This window comes from Streptomyces sp. NPDC007856 (assembly GCF_042868225.1).
Classification (GTDB): Bacteria; Actinomycetota; Actinomycetes; order Streptomycetales; family Streptomycetaceae; genus Streptomyces.
Map to the genome: position 1 here is coordinate 84,489 of NZ_JBIAEC010000021.1, position 19,086 is coordinate 103,574.

18 protein-coding genes and 5 pseudogenes are annotated in these 19,086 nt (G+C 68.5%); 16 read left to right on the forward strand and 7 right to left on the reverse strand.

The genetic code is table 11. The features are described 5' to 3' along the window. Nucleotides 1–242 precede the first annotated feature (242 nt). The 8 genes and pseudogenes from ACFYOH_RS37200 to ACFYOH_RS37235 form a co-directional block, all read left to right on the forward strand. The gene (locus ACFYOH_RS37200) at nt 243–1,298 is read left to right on the forward strand and encodes an alpha/beta fold hydrolase (protein WP_388635115.1); all 1,056 of its coding nucleotides are present in this window, start codon (nt 243–245) and stop codon (nt 1,296–1,298) included. A 63-nt stretch (nt 1,299–1,361) separates the two neighbouring features. Beyond that, complete coding sequence (locus tag ACFYOH_RS37205) at nt 1,362–1,709, forward strand: isocitrate lyase/phosphoenolpyruvate mutase family protein (protein ID WP_388635180.1); 348 nt, start codon at nt 1,362–1,364, stop codon at nt 1,707–1,709. Nucleotides 1,710–1,908: 199 nt separating this feature from the next. Continuing rightward, nucleotides 1,909–3,102, forward strand: a complete 1,194-nt coding sequence (locus ACFYOH_RS37210) for a C45 family autoproteolytic acyltransferase/hydolase (protein WP_388635117.1) — start codon at nt 1,909–1,911, stop codon at nt 3,100–3,102. 36 nt (nt 3,103–3,138) lie between these two features. Next, complete coding sequence (locus tag ACFYOH_RS37215) at nt 3,139–4,038, forward strand: NADP-dependent oxidoreductase (RefSeq protein ID WP_388635119.1); 900 nt, start codon at nt 3,139–3,141, stop codon at nt 4,036–4,038. A gap of 166 nt (nt 4,039–4,204) precedes the next feature. Then, nucleotides 4,205–4,474, forward strand: a pseudogene (locus tag ACFYOH_RS37220) (NAD(P)/FAD-dependent oxidoreductase); the annotation flags it as partial. Next, nucleotides 4,471–5,349 carry an SDR family NAD(P)-dependent oxidoreductase gene (locus tag ACFYOH_RS37225; RefSeq protein WP_388635121.1) on the forward strand — a complete coding sequence of 293 codons (879 nt, stop codon included), beginning with the start codon at nt 4,471–4,473 and terminating at the stop codon, nt 5,347–5,349. The pseudogene ACFYOH_RS37220 and the gene ACFYOH_RS37225, both read left to right, overlap by 4 nt. Next, nucleotides 5,346–6,773, forward strand: coding sequence for an aldehyde dehydrogenase family protein (locus tag ACFYOH_RS37230; RefSeq protein WP_388635123.1), 1,428 nt, complete (start codon nt 5,346–5,348; stop codon nt 6,771–6,773). Before ACFYOH_RS37225 ends, ACFYOH_RS37230 begins: the two co-directional genes overlap by 4 nt. A 61-nt stretch (nt 6,774–6,834) precedes the next feature. Then, nucleotides 6,835–7,277 (forward strand): annotated as a pseudogene (locus tag ACFYOH_RS37235) (AraC family transcriptional regulator ligand-binding domain-containing protein); the annotation flags it as partial. Nucleotides 7,278–7,346: 69 nt separating this feature from the next. Here ACFYOH_RS37235 and ACFYOH_RS37240 read toward each other — a convergent pair. Then, nucleotides 7,347–7,439 (reverse strand): annotated as a pseudogene (locus tag ACFYOH_RS37240) (superoxide dismutase); the annotation flags it as partial. Between the two features lie 417 nt (nt 7,440–7,856). Continuing rightward, nucleotides 7,857–8,312, reverse strand: coding sequence for a MarR family winged helix-turn-helix transcriptional regulator (locus ACFYOH_RS37245; protein WP_388635125.1), 456 nt, complete (start codon nt 8,310–8,312; stop codon nt 7,857–7,859). Between the two features lie 112 nt (nt 8,313–8,424). On the opposite strand from ACFYOH_RS37245, the gene ACFYOH_RS37250 reads away from it, so the two are divergent. The 4 genes from ACFYOH_RS37250 to ACFYOH_RS37265 all read left to right on the forward strand — a co-directional run bounded on the left by ACFYOH_RS37250 (nt 8,425) and on the right by ACFYOH_RS37265 (nt 12,380). After that, entirely contained in the window at nt 8,425–9,507 is a 1,083-nt protein-coding gene (locus tag ACFYOH_RS37250; RefSeq protein WP_388635127.1) for a substrate-binding domain-containing protein, read from the forward strand. A gap of 546 nt (nt 9,508–10,053) precedes the next feature. After that, on the forward strand, nt 10,054–11,751 hold the full coding sequence (locus ACFYOH_RS37255) for a purine-cytosine permease family protein (protein WP_388635129.1): 1,698 nt from the start codon (nt 10,054–10,056) through the stop codon (nt 11,749–11,751). Between the two features lie 198 nt (nt 11,752–11,949). Further along, nucleotides 11,950–12,174, forward strand: coding sequence for a hypothetical protein (locus ACFYOH_RS37260; protein ID WP_388635131.1), 225 nt, complete (start codon nt 11,950–11,952; stop codon nt 12,172–12,174). Next, a complete protein-coding gene (locus ACFYOH_RS37265; protein ID WP_388635133.1) occupies nt 12,171–12,380 on the forward strand; it encodes a hypothetical protein in 210 nt (69 codons plus the stop codon). The genes ACFYOH_RS37260 and ACFYOH_RS37265 overlap by 4 nt, the downstream gene beginning before the upstream one ends. Before the next feature lie 121 nt (nt 12,381–12,501). Here ACFYOH_RS37265 and ACFYOH_RS37270 read toward each other — a convergent pair whose 3' ends face one another. Next, a complete protein-coding gene (locus tag ACFYOH_RS37270) occupies nt 12,502–13,410 on the reverse strand; it encodes a LysR family transcriptional regulator (RefSeq protein ID WP_388635135.1) in 909 nt (302 codons plus the stop codon). A 125-nt stretch (nt 13,411–13,535) separates the two neighbouring features. On the opposite strand from ACFYOH_RS37270, the gene ACFYOH_RS37275 reads away from it, so the two are divergent. Then, entirely contained in the window at nt 13,536–14,354 is an 819-nt protein-coding gene (locus ACFYOH_RS37275; RefSeq protein ID WP_388635137.1) for an inositol monophosphatase family protein, read from the forward strand. Between the two features lie 41 nt (nt 14,355–14,395). Further along, the gene (locus ACFYOH_RS37280; RefSeq protein WP_388635139.1) at nt 14,396–14,992 is read left to right on the forward strand and encodes an NADPH-dependent F420 reductase; all 597 of its coding nucleotides are present in this window, start codon (nt 14,396–14,398) and stop codon (nt 14,990–14,992) included. Nucleotides 14,993–15,123: 131 nt separating this feature from the next. Here ACFYOH_RS37280 and ACFYOH_RS37285 read toward each other — a convergent pair whose 3' ends face one another. Then, the gene (locus tag ACFYOH_RS37285; RefSeq protein WP_388635141.1) at nt 15,124–15,567 is read right to left on the reverse strand and encodes a hypothetical protein; all 444 of its coding nucleotides are present in this window, start codon (nt 15,565–15,567) and stop codon (nt 15,124–15,126) included. A gap of 4 nt (nt 15,568–15,571) precedes the next feature. Between ACFYOH_RS37285 and ACFYOH_RS37290 the strand changes: the two are divergent. Together ACFYOH_RS37290 and ACFYOH_RS37295 are read left to right on the forward strand one after the other, a co-directional pair. After that, nucleotides 15,572–15,937: pseudogene (locus ACFYOH_RS37290) on the forward strand (transposase); the annotation flags it as partial. 565 nt (nt 15,938–16,502) lie between these two features. Continuing rightward, nucleotides 16,503–16,997 carry a hypothetical protein gene (locus tag ACFYOH_RS37295; protein WP_388635143.1) on the forward strand — a complete coding sequence of 165 codons (495 nt, stop codon included), beginning with the start codon at nt 16,503–16,505 and terminating at the stop codon, nt 16,995–16,997. 395 nt (nt 16,998–17,392) lie between these two features. Here the strand turns inward: ACFYOH_RS37295 and ACFYOH_RS37300 are convergent, their stop codons facing one another. The 3 genes and pseudogenes from ACFYOH_RS37300 to ACFYOH_RS37310 all read right to left on the reverse strand — a co-directional run bounded on the left by ACFYOH_RS37300 (nt 17,393) and on the right by ACFYOH_RS37310 (nt 19,052). After that, nucleotides 17,393–17,695, reverse strand: coding sequence for a hypothetical protein (locus ACFYOH_RS37300; protein WP_388635145.1), 303 nt, complete (start codon nt 17,693–17,695; stop codon nt 17,393–17,395). A 138-nt stretch (nt 17,696–17,833) separates the two neighbouring features. Beyond that, nucleotides 17,834–18,107, reverse strand: a pseudogene (locus ACFYOH_RS37305) (transposase family protein); the annotation flags it as partial. An 84-nt stretch (nt 18,108–18,191) separates the two neighbouring features. Beyond that, nucleotides 18,192–19,052, reverse strand: a complete 861-nt coding sequence (locus ACFYOH_RS37310) for a LysR family transcriptional regulator (protein ID WP_388635147.1) — start codon at nt 19,050–19,052, stop codon at nt 18,192–18,194. Between the last annotated feature and the right edge of the window lie 34 nt (nt 19,053–19,086).

Genomic DNA, 19,086 nt, shown 5'->3' on the forward strand with positions numbered 1-19,086 from the left:
GAGGAAGGGGACAATCTCAATGTCAGGCTCGATACTGGACGCGACAACGGTGATCAACCTGGCTCGCCGAGGCGGAACGCTCCGGCAGACATTTTCACCTGAGGTGGTCCCCCCGGGAGGCCTCGTTCGCCGCCTCGGCCGCGCCGATCCTCACCTGATCGAAAGACCGCAACCTTGCACGTCGGCACGGCGTCCACAGCGCCGGCAGTGAACCCCGAAACACTCAGAGAAAGAACAAGAAAGTGAACGACAGCAAGCTGTGGAGCGAAGATCCACGCATCGGAATAGGAAAGACCAACAAGCTCATCGCGCTCATCACGGCTGTGGTGGCTCTCCTGGTGGGCTCCGTGGCTTTGAGCTCTGGAGCATGGGGCGATAGTCGCGAGCACGGCTCAGTGGCGGCGCAGTCCACGTCGTCTTACCCGCAGTCTCAACCACCCGCTGGCTTTCAGTCCAAGTTCGCGGCGGTAAATGGCTTTCGCATGCACTATGTGCGGGGTGGCAAAGGTTCACCTGTGGTAATGATCCACGGGTTCCCCGAGGATTGGAGCGAGTGGCGGCAGGAGATGGGCCCGCTCTCCAAGAAGCACACCGTGATCGCCGTCGACCTGCGTGGTGCTGGCCAGTCCCAGGTCACCGAGAGTGGTTACGACGCGGCGCAGTTGGCGAAGGACGTGCATCAGCTACTGACGCAGCTGAGGCTCAACAACGGCGTGCAGGTTGTCGCCCACGATATTGGTATGTGGGTCGCCTACGGCTATGCGGCGCAGTTCCGGCCGGAAGTGCGGAGCATGGCTGTGATGGAAGCTCCCATCCCGGATAAGAGCATCTACAGCTACCCCGCGCTCAACGCCGACCCGAACAAGCCCTCGCCGTGGCACTTTGGCTTGTTCCAGCTGCCCCTCGCTGAAAAGCTCATTGCTGGTCACGAACGCGTCCTCGTCCACGACATGATGCTCGAGTACGTCGCGGGCGACAAGTCGCCGTTCACGCCGTCGGACTTTGACTACTACGCCCACTTCCTGAAGGAGCCCGGCCGCGCGACGGCCTGGATGAATGTGTACCGTGGGCTTCGCACAGACGTTCAGCAGAACAAGGAATTCCTTGCGCAGGGCAAGTTGAAGATGCCTATCCTCGCGGTCGGTGGCCAGCTTTCCTTCGGTCCAGGGGTCCCCAGCCAGTGGCATGAATACGCCGCGAACGTCCAGGGAGTAGTCCTGAAGAATACAGGCCACTTCGTGAACGAGGAGAGGCCGAAGGAAGTGACGGCTCTGCTGAGCTCCTTCCTGCAGAAGTAGCTTTCACCGTCAAGGGATGAGCAACGATCCCTACAGACTGCGGGGAGTATCTCCGTAGAACCGATCCGCGACTTCGACGAGGCATTCAATCGCGTACGTAGCGCCGTCAACGCGGACAGGGGACGCATCGTCGTCACTGGTCGGACCGACAACTTCATCCAGGGGCGGCCCGATCTCGTTGACACCATCCGGCGTCTGACGGCCTTCGCCGAGGCCGGTGCGGATGTGCTCTACGCGCCGTTCCCGCCCGACCGCGACGCGCTCGTCGCGATCGTGACCGCGGTCGCGCCGACACCGGTCAACGTCCTGGCGTCGCCGGGGGACAAGGTGCTGACCGTCCCGGAGCTGCAAAAGATCGGGGTCAAGCGGATCAGCGTGGGTCCGATGCTCTCAACGAGCGCCGCCTACTGAACCTGCTGACACCCACCGAGACCACAACACTCGAAACGCTGCTCACGACCTGGCTCTTACGTATGGCACAGGCCGACCCGGCAGTAACTGACCAGACGCCCATCCGAGCCGCGACCTGCTGGACGGTATGACGCAGCTTGGCAACACGGGTGCTCGTCGCGTGCATCGCGTCGACTTTCGGATGAGGAGAACCCACTTCATGCCCAGCCCCACGGTCTTCCGATCAGCTGCCGCCGCCCCGGGCGACCAAGGACTGCTCCTCGGCCGCGCCTTCCCCGACCAGATCCGGCGGACCTGGGAGTTCTACGACGAACTCTTCGCTACCGCCGGGGCGGCTCGCCAAGACGTCACCAAGTGGGGCGAGGAGGCCTTGGAGCACATCAGCGCGCTGGCCCCCGACCTAGCCGTCGAGATCGACGGCATCGCCCACGGCTCCGGCCTGCCGCCGCATCAGATCGCCGCGCTCAATGCCCGCACGGAGATCCTCGGCCGACTCGGGCAGCAGCACCCGGAGTGCTCGACCGTCGTCCACACCCCGGCCGACGGCGGCCCGCCGGTCACCAGCCAGACCTGGGACTGGCACGATGGCATGCGCGACAACTGGTTCGTGTGGACCGTCGAGCACCCAGACGGCCGGGTGGTGCGCACGCTCACCGAATACGGCATCGTCGGCAAGATCGGAGTCAACTCCCGCGGACTCGGCCTCCACTTCAACATCCTCGGCCACCGCTCCGACCAGTCCCCCGGACGCCACGGCCCATGGCTCCCGGTCCACGTCCTGGCCCGCCTGGTACTCGACCGCTGCGCGACCCTCGACAAGGCGAAGGCACTGGCCATGGGCACCCCGGTCGCGGCCTCTTCCGCGCTCACCCTGTGCGACTACGAGGAAGGCCGCGCCCGCGCCGCCACCGTCGAAGTCAGCCCGGCCGGTCGCGCCCTGATCCAGCCCGGCGACGACGGCTACCTGCTCCACACCAATCACTTCCTCGCCCCGAACCTGTCCCCCGGAGAGACCATCGGAACGCAGGACCCCGACACCTACCACCGCTTCGAGGCCCTGCAGAAACGCACCCGCCCGCTGGATGCCCCGGACCGCGGCGCCCTGCTGCAGGCCCTCACTGTCCACCGCGCCGAGGGCGCGGCCCTGTGCTGCCACGCGGCCCCGACCGCGCCACTCGGCCAGCGCTGGGAAACCCTGGCCACCGTGTCCCTCGACGTCACTACAGGCCACATCGCCGTCCACCCCGGCGGCCCCTGCACCGCCCAGGCCTGGCTGCATAGGTTCGACACCAGTGCGGCTGAGACCACGAGCGACCTCTGTAAGGGGATCTTGAGGTCGACACTGGTGCCTGCTTTGGGTTTCCGGCCCGTATTTCTTGGTCGGTCGGACTGAGTGAGAGGACAAAGATCTACTGTGAAAGCATGCGGAGTGTCCGGGGCCGAGAAGGAAGTCGCCCTGCTGGAGTTGCCCGAACCGTCATCTCCCGGGCCCGGTCAGATCCTGGTGGAGGTAGAGGCGGCCGGGGTCGGCCCGTGGGACCAACTGCTGAACGGCGCCGGCTGGGACGTGGGTCTGCGCCCCCCGGCGGCGCTGGGAGTGGAGGGCGCAGGCAAGGTGCTGGCCGTCGGCGCGGGTGTCACCCGGTTTGCCGTAGGCGACCGGGTGCTCGCCCACGAGGCCCCGCTGCCCGGCGGAAGCGGCTTCTGGGCCGAACAGGTTCTGATCAACGCGGATCACGCGGCAGCCTGCCCACCCGAGTTGGACGCCGTGCACGCGGCGGCGCTGCCGGTCAACGGACTCACCGCGTTGCAGGCCCTGGAGAAGCTGGACCTCAGCCGAGGACAGCGGCTCCTGATCACCAACGGAGGCGGGGCCACCGGAGCCCTGGCCATCCAGCTCGCCGCGGCCAAGGGCATCGAGGTGACCGCGACCGCGTCTGCTGCCGCCGCAGAGCGCCTGCTCGGTCTGGGAGCGATGGAGGTCGTCGACTACCACGACCCGAACTGGTCGACCAAGGTACGCGGCGGGTTCGACGCCGCCCTCATCATCGCCACCGGCACGGCGGACGCCGCCCTGCCTTTGGTGCGGGACGGCGGACGACTGTGCTCCCTGACCTCGGACGCGCCTCCGGATGAACGAGGCATCACGAGTTGGGACCTCTACGTCGAGCCCAACGCCGCGCAGCTTGTCCAGCTGGCGGAGCAGGCCGCCGCGGGAACCTTGAAACTCGCACCGGAACCCCTGCCGCTGAGCGAGGGACCGGCCGCGTTCGCCCGGGTGGTCACCGGACGGGCCGGCGGTAAGAAGATCGTGCTCACCCGAGCATGACCCGACCGGGCACCCCCGATCCCGATGCTGGGCGGGGGCGCCCACCAGGCGCGATCGAGGAGTCGCCAGGCTGAGATACGCAGGCTCGCCAAGCCGCAGCCGGTGGAGCCGGTTGCCAGGTCTCGGCAACGGCCCAAAACGGGCTCACCGACGGCGCTTGGGGTTCTTCGACGCTCAGGCACAGCTGATCGCCGGCTTCGTCCAGGACACCCGCCGGGGCATGCCGAACGCCGAGCGGTTCGCCCGCATGATCCGCGGCGACCGCCCGGACCTGTCCGGCGGCCTGAGGTTCGTGGACTCCCCGCGCCACACCGGCTACGTCGACAGCGTCGCGTACACCAGGTACCTCACCAAGGTCGCCGCCGCCATGGGCTGGCCCACAGAGGGACGCCCCCCAGCCGTGTCGGCCGTCCGCAGCAAGGAAACGGCGGCATGAGCGGCTACGACTACACCGGCAAGGTGATGCTGGTGACGGGCGGCGCGGGCGGCATCGGCAGCGCACTGTGCCGACGGTTCGCGGCCGGCGGCGCCGTGTGCGTCGTCGTCGACATCGACGGTGAACGCGCGCAGCGGGTCGCGGACACCCTTCCCGGCGCCGGTCACCTGGGCCTCGGCTGCGACCTGCTGGACCGGGCAGAGGTGGCGGACCTCTTCGAACACGTCGCCTTCGCCTTCGGCCGCCTCGACGTGCTGGTCAACAACGTCGGTATGACCAGCACCGAGCGATTCGACGTGCGCGAGGTGGAGAGCATCGCACGGGAGATCGACCTCAACCTGCTCTCCCCGCTCGTCGCGACCCGGCTCGCCATCCCCCTGCTGAGGGCTGCCGACGACCCCCGCGTCATCACGACGGTGTCACTGGCCGGCATCTTCCCGCAGGGCGAGACCCCCATCTACGCGGCGTCGAAGTTCGGGCTGCGCGGCGCCATGCCGTCCATCGCCCTCGACCTGGGCGACAAGGGCATCCGTGTCGGCTCCGTCCTGCCGTCGGCCACCGACACCCCGATGCTGCGCCAGGAGGCCGTCGAAGGCGGCAACTCCCTGCAGTTCCAGGACCCGCCGCAGCAGCCGTCCGACGTCGTCGCCGCGGTGGTGAGCCTGCTCGACAGGCCGCGACTCGAAGCGTATCCGCGCGCAGGTGAATCCCGCCTGGTCCGCTTCTCCATGCTGATGCCGAACCTCCTGCCCAGACTCCTCCCGCTCTTCCGTAGGCGCGGCGAGCGCGGCCTGGCCAGATACCTGGAGGACCTGCGCCGCAGAGGACTGGCCCGTCAGGTCGACGGCCGCTGGGAACTGGTGAAGGAGGCATGACCGTGACCACAGAAACGAACGTCCGTCTGCTCAGAGTCGTCAACCCGGCGACCGGAGAAACCATTGACACCCTGCCCGCCGCCACCGCCGACGAGGTGGACACAGCCGTGGACCAGGCCCACCGAGTCTTCGACAGCGGAGCGTGGTCGGGGCTGCCGCCCCGGGAGCGGGCCGCGGTGCTGCTGCACCTCGCGGACCTGATGGAACGCGACGCCGAGATCCTGGCCCGCCTGGACTGCGAGGACGCGGGCAAACCCATCACGGACTGCCGCACCGGCGACGTGCCCGGCGCGATCGAGTCGATCCGCTGGTTCGCGGAGGCGGCCGACAAGGTCTTCGGGCGCGTCGCGCCCACCGGCCGCAACCACCTCGGCCTGATGAGCCGGGAACCCGTCGGAGTGGCTGCGTCCGTCCTCCCGTGGAACTACCCGCTCGCCATGGCCGCCTGGAAGATCGGCCCCGCCCTCGCGGCGGGCAACAGCCTGCTGCTCAAGCCTGCCGAAGCGACCCCCCGCTCGGCCCTCCACATGGCCAGGCTGGCTATGGAAGCGGGTCTGCCGGACGGGACGCTCACCGTTCTGCCCGGCCACGGGGCGGAAGCCGGCCGGGCGCTCGCTCGCCACCCCGGGGTGGACGCTCTGTCCTTCACCGGCTCGACGGCCACCGGACGGCGGATCCTGGCGGATGCCGCGGAGACCAACTTCAAACGCGTCTCCCTGGAGATGGGTGGCAAGAGCCCCCAGGTCCTCATGCCGGACGCACTCGACTTCGGCGCCGAGCTCATCGAAGACATGGTCGAGGCCGCGTTCCTGACGACGGGCCAGAACTGTACGGCGGGCTCCCGCGTCCTGGTCCACGAGGACATCGCCGCCGAGGTCATCGCCCGGTTCACGGCCGCCGCCGGGGCGCTGGCCATCGGTGACCCCGCCGACCCGGACACCCGGATGGGACCGCTGATCAGCGGTGCGGCGCGGGACCGGGTCGCCCGCGCCGTGGACGAGGCGGTCGCCGCCGGAGCCGTGGCGCACATGGCCCGGTCGCCGGAAGGCCTGCACCCGCACGGGGCCTACTACCCGCCCACCGTGGTGGTCGGCGCCCCCGACGACAGCAGGGTCCTCACCGAGGAACTGTTCGGACCCGTGGTCACCGTTCAGACCTTCACCTCCGAGCAGGAAGCCGTCCGGACGGCCAACGCCACCGCCTACGGCCTCGCCGCCTCCGTATGGACCCGCGACCTCGACACCGCCTTCCGCCTCGCCCGTGGCATCCAGGCCGGGGTGGTCTCCGTCAACGCCTACAGCGAGGGCGACATCACCTCCCCCTTCGGCGGCTGGAAGCAGTCCGGATTCGGCGGGGCGGAGCGATCCACCAACGCCTTCGACCAGTGGACCAGGGAGAAGACGGTGTGGATCCGTACCCGCTGACAAAGCGGAAACCTGACGCCACTGCCTAGAGTGGTCGCCAGTACGGCCCTGGAGAGAAGCCATGCCCGAGCCACCCCGTCCGGAGAACGGCACCACGCGCAGCACGTCGGCGACGATCTCCCCGAACATCCTGCGCTACCTCAGCCAGATCACCGGGAGTACGGCGTCGACCTGCAACCGGAGCTGACACAAGTGGGTCTCACTGAGACCCTGATGGCATCGGCGGCCCTGCGCGTCTCCTACCGGCAGGGTAGTGCCGTCATCCGACGCGCCGTCGAACTCACCGGCGACGAGAACCTGGGCCTGCGGGTCGGAGCCGCCCAGCACCTCACCGCCTGGGGCCTCCTGGGTTTCGCCATGCTCGCCGGCGACACCCTCCAGGTGGCCATCGAGACAGGCGTGCGCTTCCAGAACGTGTCCGGGGCCATGACGGTCTGGTCGGCCGGCCGGGAGGGCCCCGACTACGTGGTGCGGGCCGACCTCCCGGATCCGGTGGTCGACCCGAATCAGCCGCCTGCCGAGCGGCTCCCAGGCAAACACGCCCCAGCCGGAGCCCTGCCCGCTCGAAGTAGCAACCGTGAGCTGCTTCTTGAACCGCTCGAAGGCGCCGAAGTGTCTGTCGATGGCGTCGGCGAGGGCGCCGTCGGGGCGGTCGCCGCCACACACGAAGCCGAGCAGGTCGATGCCCGGCCGTCCCAGCAGTGGCAGTTCCTGAACGGCGAGATCACGTCGGCGACCGGAAAGCTGTGGACCTCAGCCGGCTGGTGGACCGTGCTCCTAGTCCTCGCACCAGGGCCGTACCGTCACCGTCCACGGGCACGGACCAGTTACCGTCGAGCGGCACCTCGCCGCGCTCGACGTCACCACCGACTACGGGTTCTGACGCAGTGAGCCGCTCCATATGGACTTGCTCAACCCCGGTCAGCTGTCCAGCTTCATCCCGCACGAGAGTGCCGTTCACCCGGACTTGACGGCCCAGTTCAACCTGGACAAGTCTCCCGGCAGCCTTTGACAGTCAACCCACTCCCAGGGAGCAGCATCGCAGGCGGTCAGGTCCGATCGCGATGATCGCGCTTCCGTTGATCAACGCAGCCGTTCAGCCGGAGCGACCGCAGACTGTCCGTCGAGGGTTGCCGTGAGCATCGGGAGCAGCTTGATGAGTTCGCCGTGGTCGGCGAGGGCGTCAAGAAGCCGGGCCTGGTCCGTGCGGACGCGACGGGCGGCACGTCGGTGGAACGCGCTGCCGCGGGGCGTGAGATACAGCAGGACGCGGCGGCGGTCGGCGGGATCGGGGCGGCGGTGAACCAGGTTGTCGGCGACCATGAGGTCGACGAGCTTGGTCAAGCTGGGTGCCGGCATCAGGGCCTGGTCGGCGATCTCGGTCATCGGGTGGCCCCGGCCGTCGGCGACGCTCGACAGGACGCGCCACTGCTCGACCGAGCAGCCCTCCTCGGCCAGCACGGCAGCCAGGCGCCGCACGAGGCGCCGTTCGGCGTGGCTGAGGAGATGAGCGAGGTCCGGCGACGATTCAGACGGCATTGCCGGTGTCCTTCCGATAGGTCTACTGTTTGGACAGATTACGAGCCTCCGCGAGGGCGCTGGGGCCGGGACCGCGATCCGCATGCCCCCATGCCCTCACGGAGGTGGTCTGGTGTATCCGCTGCCCCCGTCGAGGAACGGCAACTCGGGCAGGACCCTGAACGTGGCGCTGGTCGTGCCGTTGCAGGGTCCGGCCGGAGTCTTCGGCCCGTCGTGCGAGATGGCCGCACAACTGGCCGTGGAGGAGCTGAACGCCGCGGGCGGCGTGCTGAGCCAGGAGGTCCGGCTGGTCGTCGTGGACGGCGGAGCTGCGCCGGAGCGGGCTGCGGGCGAGGTCGAGGCCCTGGTGTCGCTGCGGGCGGTGGAGGCGGTGGTGGGCTGGCACACCTCGGCGGTGCGCAGAGCACTGGTGCCGCGCATCGCGGGCAGGGTGCCGTACATCTATACCGCACAGTACGAGGGCGGTGAGCACACGCCCGGGGTGTTCCTGACCGGCGAGACGGACGCGGCGCAGTTGCTGCCGGCGATGCGACTGCTGGCCGAGGCGACCGGAGCTCGGCGCTGGTGCACGGTGGGCAACGACTACGTGTGGCCTCGCGTCACCGCCCGGGCCGCGCGCGGGTACGCCCGGGCCTGTGGCGGCCAGGTACGGGACGAGGTCTTCGTGCCGCTGGGGACGTACGAGTTCGCCCCGGTGCTGCGCCGGATCGAGCGGTGCGAGGCGGATGTGGTGCTGATGTTGCTGGTCGGGGACGACGCGGCGCGTTTCAACCGGGCATTCGCCGCCTGTGGGCTGCACCAGCGGTGTCCGCGGCTGAGCACGCACATGGACGAGAACATCCTGCTGGCCACCGGCGCGGAGGCCACCGAGGGACTGTGGGCGACGGCCGGGTACTTCGAGACGCTGGGGACCGCCGAGAGCCTGGACTTCAGTGGCCGCTACGCAGCCCGGTTCGGCATCGAGGCCCCGGTGGTGGGGAGCCTCGGCGAGTCGTGTTTCGAAGGGGTACGACTGCTGGCGGCACTTGCCGAGCGGGCGCAGTCGCTGGACGTGGACGCCATGTGCGCGGTGGAGGACACGGTCACCTACGAGGGACCTCGGGGCTTGCTGCGGCTGCAGGGCAACCATCTCCACCAACGGCTGTACCTCGCACGGGCGGACGCCTTCGACTTCGACATCGTCGCCCAACTCTGACCCCAGCCCCGCATTCGCGCTGGTCAGCGTACCCGTCATGCCCTTTGCCCCGCCTGTCCATTGACAATACTCCGCCGCAGAAATATTTTCTATGGGAAGAATCAAGCAGAGCAATCCTCCTCGGCACAGCGACGACCAGGTCGTACGCGCACCACCCCGCGCACGCACGGCGACACCCCGAGACCCGGCGGGCGCCAGTCCGCGCGAGGACTCACCAGGTCGTCAAGCAGCGGAATACCTCCACACACTGGACGGCTTGCGCACCCCCATCACCAGGCGTGCAATTCCCATCGGAATCCGTCACAGCCAATCCCTCCGGGAACTCGAGGTACACAAGAATGGCCACTTCAGGGGCCATCGAGGCGCACATTTCGATGAACCTTGGATTCTATCCAGTCATTTTTCTACGCGCGTCACCAAAAGGCTCACTAAAGAGCCTTCATTTAAAGGATGCGAAACGCCCGGGAAACAGTGCGGCGTGACTCTTCCGTGGAACTCCCCCGGGCCATCCGGGCGGTGACCCTGCATGCGGAAGAGGGAAGAGTCGTGACGGAGATCGTCGACAGAGAGGCGCCGGCAACATCAGCCGGACGGACCTATAACGACTGGGCGAAGAACGACACGCTGGAGGACTACTCGCTGCGCTACGCGCCGAAGTCCTTCCGCCGCTGGACCCCCTACGTGGTGGCCACCACCGCGCTGGGCGGCATCGCCTATCTGGCCGACTTCGCCATCGGCGGCTCGATCGCCATCTCCAACGGCTTCTCCAGCGCCATGGTGGCGATCCTGACCGCGGCCTTGGTCATCTTCCTGACCGGCATACCGATCTCGTACTACTCGGCCAAGTACTCCATCGACATGGACCTGTTGACCCGGGGCGCGGGCTTCGGCTACCTCGGCTCGACGCTCACCTCGGTCATCTACGCCAGCTTCACCTTCATCTTCTTCGCCCTCGAAGGCTCCATCATGGCGCAGGCCCTGGACCTGGGCCTGCACATCCCGCTCACCGTCGGGTACCTGATCTGCTCCCTCATCATCCTGCCGCTGGTCATCTACGGCATGACCGCGCTGTCGAAGATGCAGGTGTGGACGCAGCCGGTCTGGCTGGTGCTGATGGTCGCACCGTTCGTGTCCATCGCGATCCAGGACCCGGGCAAGTTCTCGAAGTTCACCCACTTCGCCGGCAACTCACCGACCGGCTCCACCATCAGCATGCTCGGCGTCGGCGCGGGCGCCGGTGTGGCGCTGTCGCTGATCGCGCAGATCGGTGAGCAGGTCGACTACCTGCGGTTCATGCCGGACAAGACGCCGGAGAACGGCAAGAAGTGGTGGGGTGCCGTGCTCTCCGCCGGCCCCGGCTGGGTGGTGCTCGGTGCGGCCAAGCAGATCGGCGGCGCCTTCCTTGCTTTCTACATCGCCGGCAGTGTGGGCCTGGCCAAGGCCAACGAGCCGATCCAGCAGTACATGTCCGGGTTCAAGACGTTCGCCGCTCCGGTTGCCCTGGGCCTGGCCACGTTCTTCGTGATCCTCTCCCAGGTAAAGATCAACTCGACGAACGCGTACTCCGGTTCGCTCTCCTGGTCGAACTTCTTCTCCCGCCTCACCCACCGTCACCCCGGCCGGGTCGTCTACATCTTCCTCAACGTCGGCATCGCCCTGGCCCTGATGGAAGGCGGCGTCTTCGGCTTCCTCAACACGGTCCTCGGCTTCTACTCCAACGTGGCCATCGCCTGGATCGGCGCGGTCGTCGCCGACCTGGTCATCAACAAGCCGCTGAAGCTCAGCCCGTCGTACATCGAGTTCAAGCGCGCCCACCTGTACAACTTCAACCCGGTCGGCTTCGGCTCGATGCTGATCGCCTCGGCCGTCTCGATCGCCGCTTACTTCGAGGCGTTCGGCGACTACGGCAAGGCGTACTCGCCCTTCATCGCGCTGTTCCTGGCGATGCTGCTCTCGCCGCTGTTTGCGGTGCTGACCAAGGGCAAGTACTACATCGCCCGCGCCGACGACCTGGACGAGCCGCTGCTGGGCGCGGACGGCCTGCCCTCGGCCGCCGTCCTGACCTGCTCGGTGTGCGTGACCGAGTTCGAGCGGCCCGACATGGCGGGCTGCCCCTCCCATCGGGGCGCGATCTGCTCGCTCTGCTGCAGCCTGGAGAAGGACTGCCACGACTCCTGCAAGAGCGGCAGCGGCACCGCCGGTCCGGTCAGCCTTGCCATGCCCACCGTACGGTCCACGGACTGACCACTGGCGGACACCCGCGCCCCCATCGCCCCCGGCCCGCGTCCCTCGACGCGGGCCGGGGCATGTGTGTGATCAGGTTCATAGGGCTGCGGAGTAGCGAGCGGCAACGTCCTCCCAGTTGACCAGGTCCCACAGCCCTGTCCCTCGTGGCCGAAGGGCAGATGAGGCACGGACCGGAAGCGGACCGCGACCATGCGGATGTACTGCCACGCAGACGACCACGAGCCCGGCATCGGGGACCGCGGCGAGCGCCACCTGATCCAGCTGTGGCCCGCCCAGCCCACCGACCCTGTACACCCGCCCATCAGCGACGAAGACCTCCAGGCACGCACCGAGTACGCCACCGCCATGGCACGCCAGTCTGAGGAGTACGGGGGCGACTACACGGTGCATCTGAGGGGCGACGAGCTGGGCGGCTCTTGAAACGGGTCAACGGTCAGTGCGCCGGCAAAGTCATCGCCGCACACCCCGACGACATCGAAGCCGCCCTTGCGGAGTACGAGCAGGCTCTCTTTTCCCGCAGCGCTCGGTTCGCCGCCGAATCCGACAAGAACCACCAGCTCATCTTCGGCGACAACGCCGCCGCCGGCTTGCTCAAGCTGCTCACCGGCCAAGAGCCGACCGAGTGAGCAGAGCCCACAGATCCGCGATCGTGAGCCGCAGGCGTCGGTCTGGCCGCCCTCACGCCAGCACCCGCACGGACAAAACCGCTGCTGACGTTGAAGGGGTGAAGCGGCCGGACGGCGCCGACTACGACGACGCTCCGCCCATGGCCAGCGCGGTTCGCGCCAGCCCGCGCAGCCAGGCGTGGGCGTGGTCGGTGTCGTAGCGCTGATGCCATGACAGGTATATCGGTGCCGACGGCAGTTCGAGCGGGAGGGGGAGCACGACCAGGCCGAGGTCGGCGACCGCTGACCGTGTGGTGGCTTCGGGGACGCTGATCAGGAGATCGGAGCCGCGCGCGAACTCCAGCGCGGCCGCTTCCGTGGGCGCGGTCGCCACCACGCGGCGGGTGAGGCCGAGCCGCGCGAGGGCGTCGTCGAGGGCGTTGCTGAGGTTTCCACGTCGCGAGACGGTGACGTGCTCAGCGGCGGCGTACTGCTTTGCGGTGACGGTCCTGACGCGCGTGAGGGCGTGCCCCTGCCTCACGACGATGACGAGACGGGTCTCGCCCACGTTCTCGGCACGGATGTCCGGTGCGCTCGGGCGGTGGGCGTTCGCCTCCAGGTCGACCTCGCCGCGCCGCAACTCGGGGGTGTCGATGCTGGATTCCGCGATGAAGCGCAATCGCACGCCCGGCGCCTCTTCACGCACGGCCGAGAGCAGTGTGGGGCCGCTCAAGGCGACCAGGGAATCGTGCCAGCGGAGTGTGAAGGTGCGCTCCAACGTTGCCAGATCGAGTTCACGGCTCGGTGCCAGCACCCCTTGGACCTGGTGCAGCAGCTCGTGCACCTGTTCCCGGACGGCGATCGCGTACGGCGTCGGGGTCATCGTGCGGCCGGTGCGCACCAGGATCTGATCCCCGGTCGTGCGCCGGATTCGGCCCAGGCTCCGGCTCATCGCGGGGGCGGTGACATGCAGACGTGCGGCCGCCCCGGCCACACTGCCCTCCTCCAGCAGCGCGTCGAGCGCGGCCAGCAGGTTCAAATCCAATTGCATGTGAGTAATCCTAGTCGTGCTTTACATGCATTTGAAGTTAATCAAGGGGCTGTATACCTTCGAGACCAGAGCGCACAGTTCGGCCCGAACGGCCTTATCACCTCCTTCTCAAAAGGGAGTTCAACATGTCCGAAATGCTTCAGACCACTGACGTCGCCGCCTCCGACGCCGACCTGCTCGGCCAGACCGCGATCGCCGTGCGCGCGGCCGGTTCGGTGCTGCGCGAGCGCTTCGGCGAGGTGGTCCGCTACCAGACCCGCGAAGAGCTGATGCGCGCGCTCGCCGCCAACGACGCCACGGCCCTCGACATCCTGCGCCCCCGCCTCACGCGCCTACGCCCGGACGCCGGCTGGGTGGAGGACGAACTGGACGGCGGGGCGCTGCCGCCAGGCGAATGGTGGGTCGTGGATCCGGCCGAGGGCAACGTCAACCACCTGCACGCCCTGCCAGAGTGGGCGGTGACCGCCACCCTCGTGCGTGAGAACCAGCCGGTGCTCACCGCGGTCCACCTGCCGTTGACCGGCGAGACCTACACCGCGCTCACCGGCGGGGGCGCCTACCTCGACGGCCGGCCGCTGCACGTCTCCCAGACCGCGGACCTCGGCCTGAGCATCGTGGCCACCAGCCAGGCCCGGCCGGACGAGGACGAGAAGGTCGTGCGGCGCGTCGGCTCATCGATCACCGCGATGCTCTTCGACGCGCTCGTCGTCCGCACCGCCGTGCCCGCGACCCTGCACCTGCTGAACGTGGCCGCCGGCCGGATCGACGCCTTCTGGCAGTTCGCCGGCGCCCGCGCGGACCTGCTGCCTGGGGCGCTGCTCGTCACCGAGGCCGGCGGACAGATCTCCGACGCCGAGGGCCGCCCCTGGACCCCGCAGAGCGAGAGCCTCCTGGCCGCCGCGCCCGGCGTCCACGCCGAGGCCGTCGCCACACTCTCACGCTGACCACGCACCACAACCTGCACGCACGGAAGGACCAGATCAGCATGACCATGATCGCAGTTCTCGGAAATGGCCGCGTCGGCGGCAACCTGGCCACAGCCCTCACCCGGGAAGGGCATGAGGTGACCGTGGCGGACCGCGCGCCGGGCGCCGCCGCCGACGCTGCCCGGACAGCCCGCATCGTCATCAACGCCACCCCGGGAGCCGGCTCGCTGGACCGGCTCGCAGCTCTGCGCGAGGCACTGCGCGACAAGATCCTCGTCGACGTCTCCAACGCCACCGTCGACGGACCGGACGGACTGCCCGCCGCCCTGATCTACCCCGGCTCGAGCCTCGCCGAGCAACTCCAAGAAACGCTCCCCGAAACGCGCGTCGTCAAAACACTCAACACCATGCTCTTCCCGGTGATGACCGCACCGGCCACGCTCACCCAGGCGCCCGACGCCTTCCTCTCCGGCGACGACCCGCAGGCCAAGCAGACCGTCCGTGAACTGCTCATCAACCTCGGCTGGCGCAAGGAGTGGATCACTGATCTCGGCGGGATCCAGACCGCCCGCGCCACAGAGGGCGCGATACTGTTCGTACCGCACGTGATTCGGTCCAGCGGATTCGCGCCCTTCGCGATCTCGATCGCCCGCTGATCCGCACCCAGTGCACCGCCCCCGCCGGGCCCACATCCAGAACAGATACGCCGCCGACCGCCGGCCATCGAGCGACCGGCCCGAGCCTCTGCTCAGCCCGGTGGGCGGCGTGATGACCGAGAACCCGCAGCTCAGCGGCGTCGACCTGGCCCACGTTGCCCTGCGCGCTGCCAAGGTGGCGGCGCAAAGAACGGCGGCGGCCGTGCCGCGACGGCGCAGCCGAAGCCGCGCACGACCCAGGTGGTCCGGCGTGGCCGCGAGCCGATGGGGCTCGGTGCCGCGATCGGCGCCATGTTCGGGATCGGCCGGACCCGGGCCGCGGCGTAGGTGAGCGCGCCGCGGTGCCACTGGGCCGCGTCCCGCAGTTCGCCGCGCAACAGGTCCGCCCGGGTCCGTACGTCCTCGTCGAGAGCGGGGGTGGGTGGTGCGCCGTACGGCGTGCCGGTGAGCGCGGAGAACAGGATCGCTCCCCGGTCCGCCGCTTCCTGCGGGCTGTCGGCGAGGTCTGTGGCGTCGGCGGGAAGCCCGTCAGTGGCGAGGCGTGCGAACCACTGACCGCCTGCTGATCGCTGCACGGTGGCCACCGTGGCCTGCGCATACCGGAGGGAGTTCACCGACGCCTGGGGCGGGAAGTATCCGGCGATCGTCCGGCTCTGGGAGGCGGCCTGGGCGGAGTTCGTGACCTTCCTCCGGTTCGACGTGGAGATCCGCGAGATCGTCTGCACCACCAACGCGATCGAGAGCATCAACGCGCGCATCCGCAAGGCCGTCCGGGCCCGGGGACACTTCCCCACCGACCAGGCCGCCCTCAAATGCGTCTACCTGGCCGTCATGAGCCTGGACCCGACCGGCACCGGACGCAAACGCTGGACCATGCGCTGGAAGGCCGCACTCCAAGCCTTCGACATCACCTTCGACGGCCGGCTCACCGCCGGACGCCGCTGAACAAATCCGACTGAGTTCCACCGTTCGCTACACAGACCCGTCGTAGCAACACTCCTGATCAGAGAGGTGTGTTGTGGGACGACCAGCGGGTTGGATGGCGGAGTTGACGGGTCGGTCCCCGATGAAGTCGCCGGGACGGCCCTCGACTCGGCGCGAGATCGAGCGGCTGTTCTGGGGCGAGATCGGCAAGGGACTGACCAGTGAGGATGCGGCTGTCGGGGATCAGCCAGGTGAGTGAGCTGTTCAGGTGAAGGCGCACTGGGGTCGGAATCGGCCGTGGGGGCCAACGGAGCAGCCAGTATCGATGAGATCGATCTTGGCCTTGGGAGCTGGTCCGGGCACGGCGTCGCGCCTTCGGTGCCACGGTCGTACGGCCGGATGTCCTCAGCCGATGTCCGAAGAACGTGCCGTCGACCAAGTTCCCGGCCACCACCCGAAAGAGGCGTGGCCCCGGGCCTTCGAAGATCGTTGGGCGGTATGCACAAGAACACTGCTCAACTCGAGAGGACCTCCCTTGTCGAATCTCCGGACGCGGGCGCTTGCCCGGCGCGCGACAGGTGTGGCCATGGCCGCGATCACGGCCTTCCTGCTCCAAGGAGCCCCAGCATCGGCGACGGCTGCCTCGGAACCGCCGGTCGCGGGCACCTACTGCACGCCGTGGGAGGGCCACTACGGCGCGAAGAACTGGACCTACGCCGATGCCCGTGTGTGCCTCGTCGTCGACGCCTCGCAGAAAGCCCACGTCAGGGGCGAGACCGACACGAACACCTACTACTGGGGCGGCGCCTGGTACAACGCCAGCAGCAACTACCCGGCCAACTGGCGCGCGACGGGAACGGTGAGCAACTCCAAGGGCAAGGTGCTGTCGTACGACACGTACCTGGTCGGCCAGACGTCCCGCACCGGCTCGAAGGACGACATGATCAACGTCGGCCCTCTGTCGGAATGTGGCGAGTACACCGTCAGTATGCGGTTCTTCCAGAACGGGGCGTACTGGACGGACAGCCCCTCCATCGACTCGGGGGAGCGCGCCTACCAGATCACGGTCCCCTGCTCCTGAGCGGACCGCGCGTCTCCCGCGCCGCCGCCCCGGCACGCCGGGGCGGCGGCCGGTCACTTGTACACCTCGCCCGGACGGGGCTTCGGCACTGGTCCCCAAGGCCGGGAATGAGGACATGTCCGCATTCCGTTGCCCTGGGCATGGCGCAGATCAAGTGGCCGCCGGTGATCGCGCGGGCCGCCGAGATCGTGGATTCGTACACCATCCCCGTCACCTTGAGGCAGATCTTCTACAAGCTGCTGATGGAGGGGCTGATCCCGAACTCCGACTACGCGTACAAGAAGCTGTCGGCCGAGACGGCGGACCGCCGACGCGCCGGGGAGTTCCCGCCCCTGTTCGACCGGGGCCGCGGGGGTCTTGCAGCCGACATCGTGGGAGAGCCCCAAGGACGGGGTTCAGGCGCTGGCCGAGCAGTACCGGGTGGACCGCACGGCCGGGCAGCCGGTCGCGTTGTGGCTCGGGGCGGAGAAGAACGCGCTCGCCGGGCTCATCCAGGCGTGGTTCGACGAGATCGGCGTGCCGGTGCTGCCGCTGGGCGGGTACTCCTCGGAGAGCCTGGACCGGCAGGTGAAGGCGAGAGTCAAGGCGGAGGGGCGCCCGGCCGTGCTCGTCCTGTCGGTTCTCTTCGACGCGAGCGGCATGGACATCAGCCGCTCCTTCGTCGAGATGACCAGCTGCTGGAAGAAGGTCCACCGCATCCGGCCTGGACGAGGAGCTGATCAGCCGGTACAGCCTGCCGGTGCTGCGGGGCAAGTCCACCGACTCACGGGCCGCCGGCTTCATCGCTGCTCACCCGGAGATGAACGAGGAACTGAGGAACCTGCGTGCGAAGGCGACGTCCGACGAAAGCCGCGGGTGGGACACACCAGACGCCGCACCCGCACACGGACCACCACCCGTCGTTCATCGACCGGCACGTCCGCGACGGTCCGCCAGTGATAGCCGTGCACGCGTTCCGACGAGGCCCCGCACACCGGGCAGACCGCGGTGTCCAGCGGAGTCCGCCCGCACCAGGATCCGCTCACCTTCGTCGGCCACGTCCTCGATGACCAGCGGGGACAGGCCCGAGAAGACCGTCTGCACAAGCTCATTGACATCCCTCACACGAATGTCAACGACCTATTACGACGCTCCGTCACCACCGAATGCGAGACAGGGCCGTTCACTGGACAGACCCGGGTGCCGTGCCTCTGCCTACTTGATGTGGCGCAGCAGGGCGGTGACGGCTGGGGACACCTGCCCTCGGGGGTGTACCACCATCACCTTCCAGGTGGGTGCGTGTTGGGTGAAGTGGTGTGGCGTGAGGTCGGGGAAGCGGGCGGCCAGGGATGTGGGCATGATGCACACGCCGAGGTCCTGGCGGACCAGGTCGGTGGCGGCCAGGATGTCGTTGACCTCGAAGGTGGCGGTGCGGTCGACGAGGGCCGCGTGGAAGGCCCGGTCGACCGAGTGCCGGATGGCCCAGCCGGCGGGGAATTCCACCAGTGGCAGGGCGGCGGCCTCGGCGAGGGTGACCGGTCGCTCGCCTTCCATGGCGCGGCTCGGTGCCGTGATCAGGACCATCTCCTCCTCCTTCAGCACGCGTGTGGCCAATCCTCGTTGCTGGGGGCGGTCCAGTGCCGCGACGGCCACGTCCGTGGTGCCGTCGCGCAGTGCCTGCAGGATGTCGTCGGCCGGTGCCTGGCGAAGCCTGAGCGTTACCTGTGGGTGCTGGTGGCGGAAGGCGGCCAGTGCCTGGGCGAGGCCCGTGTGGAGGCCCTGCATGACGCCGATCGTGATCTCTCCCGTCAGCTCTCCTTTGACGAGGTCGACGGCGGCGCGGGCTTCCTCGGTGGCCCGCAGTGCGGCGCGGGCGGCCGGGAGGAACGCCTGGCCGGCCGGGGTGAGGGATACCCGGTGGGTGGTCCGGTGGAAGAGCGGTGCGCCCAGCTCGCGCTCAAGGGTGCGCACCGTGGTGGAGACCGCGGACTGCACCACGTGCAGGCGTCGTGCCGCCGCGCTGAAGCCGCCCTCCTCGGCGACCGCGACGACGACCTCCATCTGTCGAAGATCCATTCCGCCTCCGTACCCCCTCCCGGCCCGCTGACTC

What these genes read in the sequence shown, in the direction of transcription:
- ACFYOH_RS37210 (WP_388635117.1), top strand. Translation starts at nt 1,909, where the DNA reads ATGCCCAGCCCCACGGTCTTCCGATCAGCTGCCGCCGCCCCGGGCGAC.
- ACFYOH_RS37230 (WP_388635123.1), top strand. Translation starts at nt 5,346, where the DNA reads ATGACCGTGACCACAGAAACGAACGTCCGTCTGCTCAGAGTCGTCAAC.
- ACFYOH_RS37245 (WP_388635125.1), bottom strand. Translation starts at nt 8,312, where the DNA reads ATGCCGTCTGAATCGTCGCCGGACCTCGCTCATCTCCTCAGCCACGCC.
- ACFYOH_RS37310 (WP_388635147.1), bottom strand. Translation starts at nt 19,052, where the DNA reads ATGGATCTTCGACAGATGGAGGTCGTCGTCGCGGTCGCCGAGGAGGGC.
- ACFYOH_RS37260 (WP_388635131.1), top strand. Translation starts at nt 11,950, where the DNA reads ATGTACTGCCACGCAGACGACCACGAGCCCGGCATCGGGGACCGCGGC.
- ACFYOH_RS37270 (WP_388635135.1), bottom strand. Translation starts at nt 13,410, where the DNA reads ATGCAATTGGATTTGAACCTGCTGGCCGCGCTCGACGCGCTGCTGGAG.
- ACFYOH_RS37225 (WP_388635121.1), top strand. Translation starts at nt 4,471, where the DNA reads ATGAGCGGCTACGACTACACCGGCAAGGTGATGCTGGTGACGGGCGGC.
- ACFYOH_RS37275 (WP_388635137.1), top strand. Translation starts at nt 13,536, where the DNA reads ATGTCCGAAATGCTTCAGACCACTGACGTCGCCGCCTCCGACGCCGAC.
- ACFYOH_RS37280 (WP_388635139.1), top strand. Translation starts at nt 14,396, where the DNA reads ATGACCATGATCGCAGTTCTCGGAAATGGCCGCGTCGGCGGCAACCTG.
- ACFYOH_RS37300 (WP_388635145.1), bottom strand. Translation starts at nt 17,695, where the DNA reads ATGCGGTGGACCTTCTTCCAGCAGCTGGTCATCTCGACGAAGGAGCGG.
- ACFYOH_RS37295 (WP_388635143.1), top strand. Translation starts at nt 16,503, where the DNA reads ATGGCCGCGATCACGGCCTTCCTGCTCCAAGGAGCCCCAGCATCGGCG.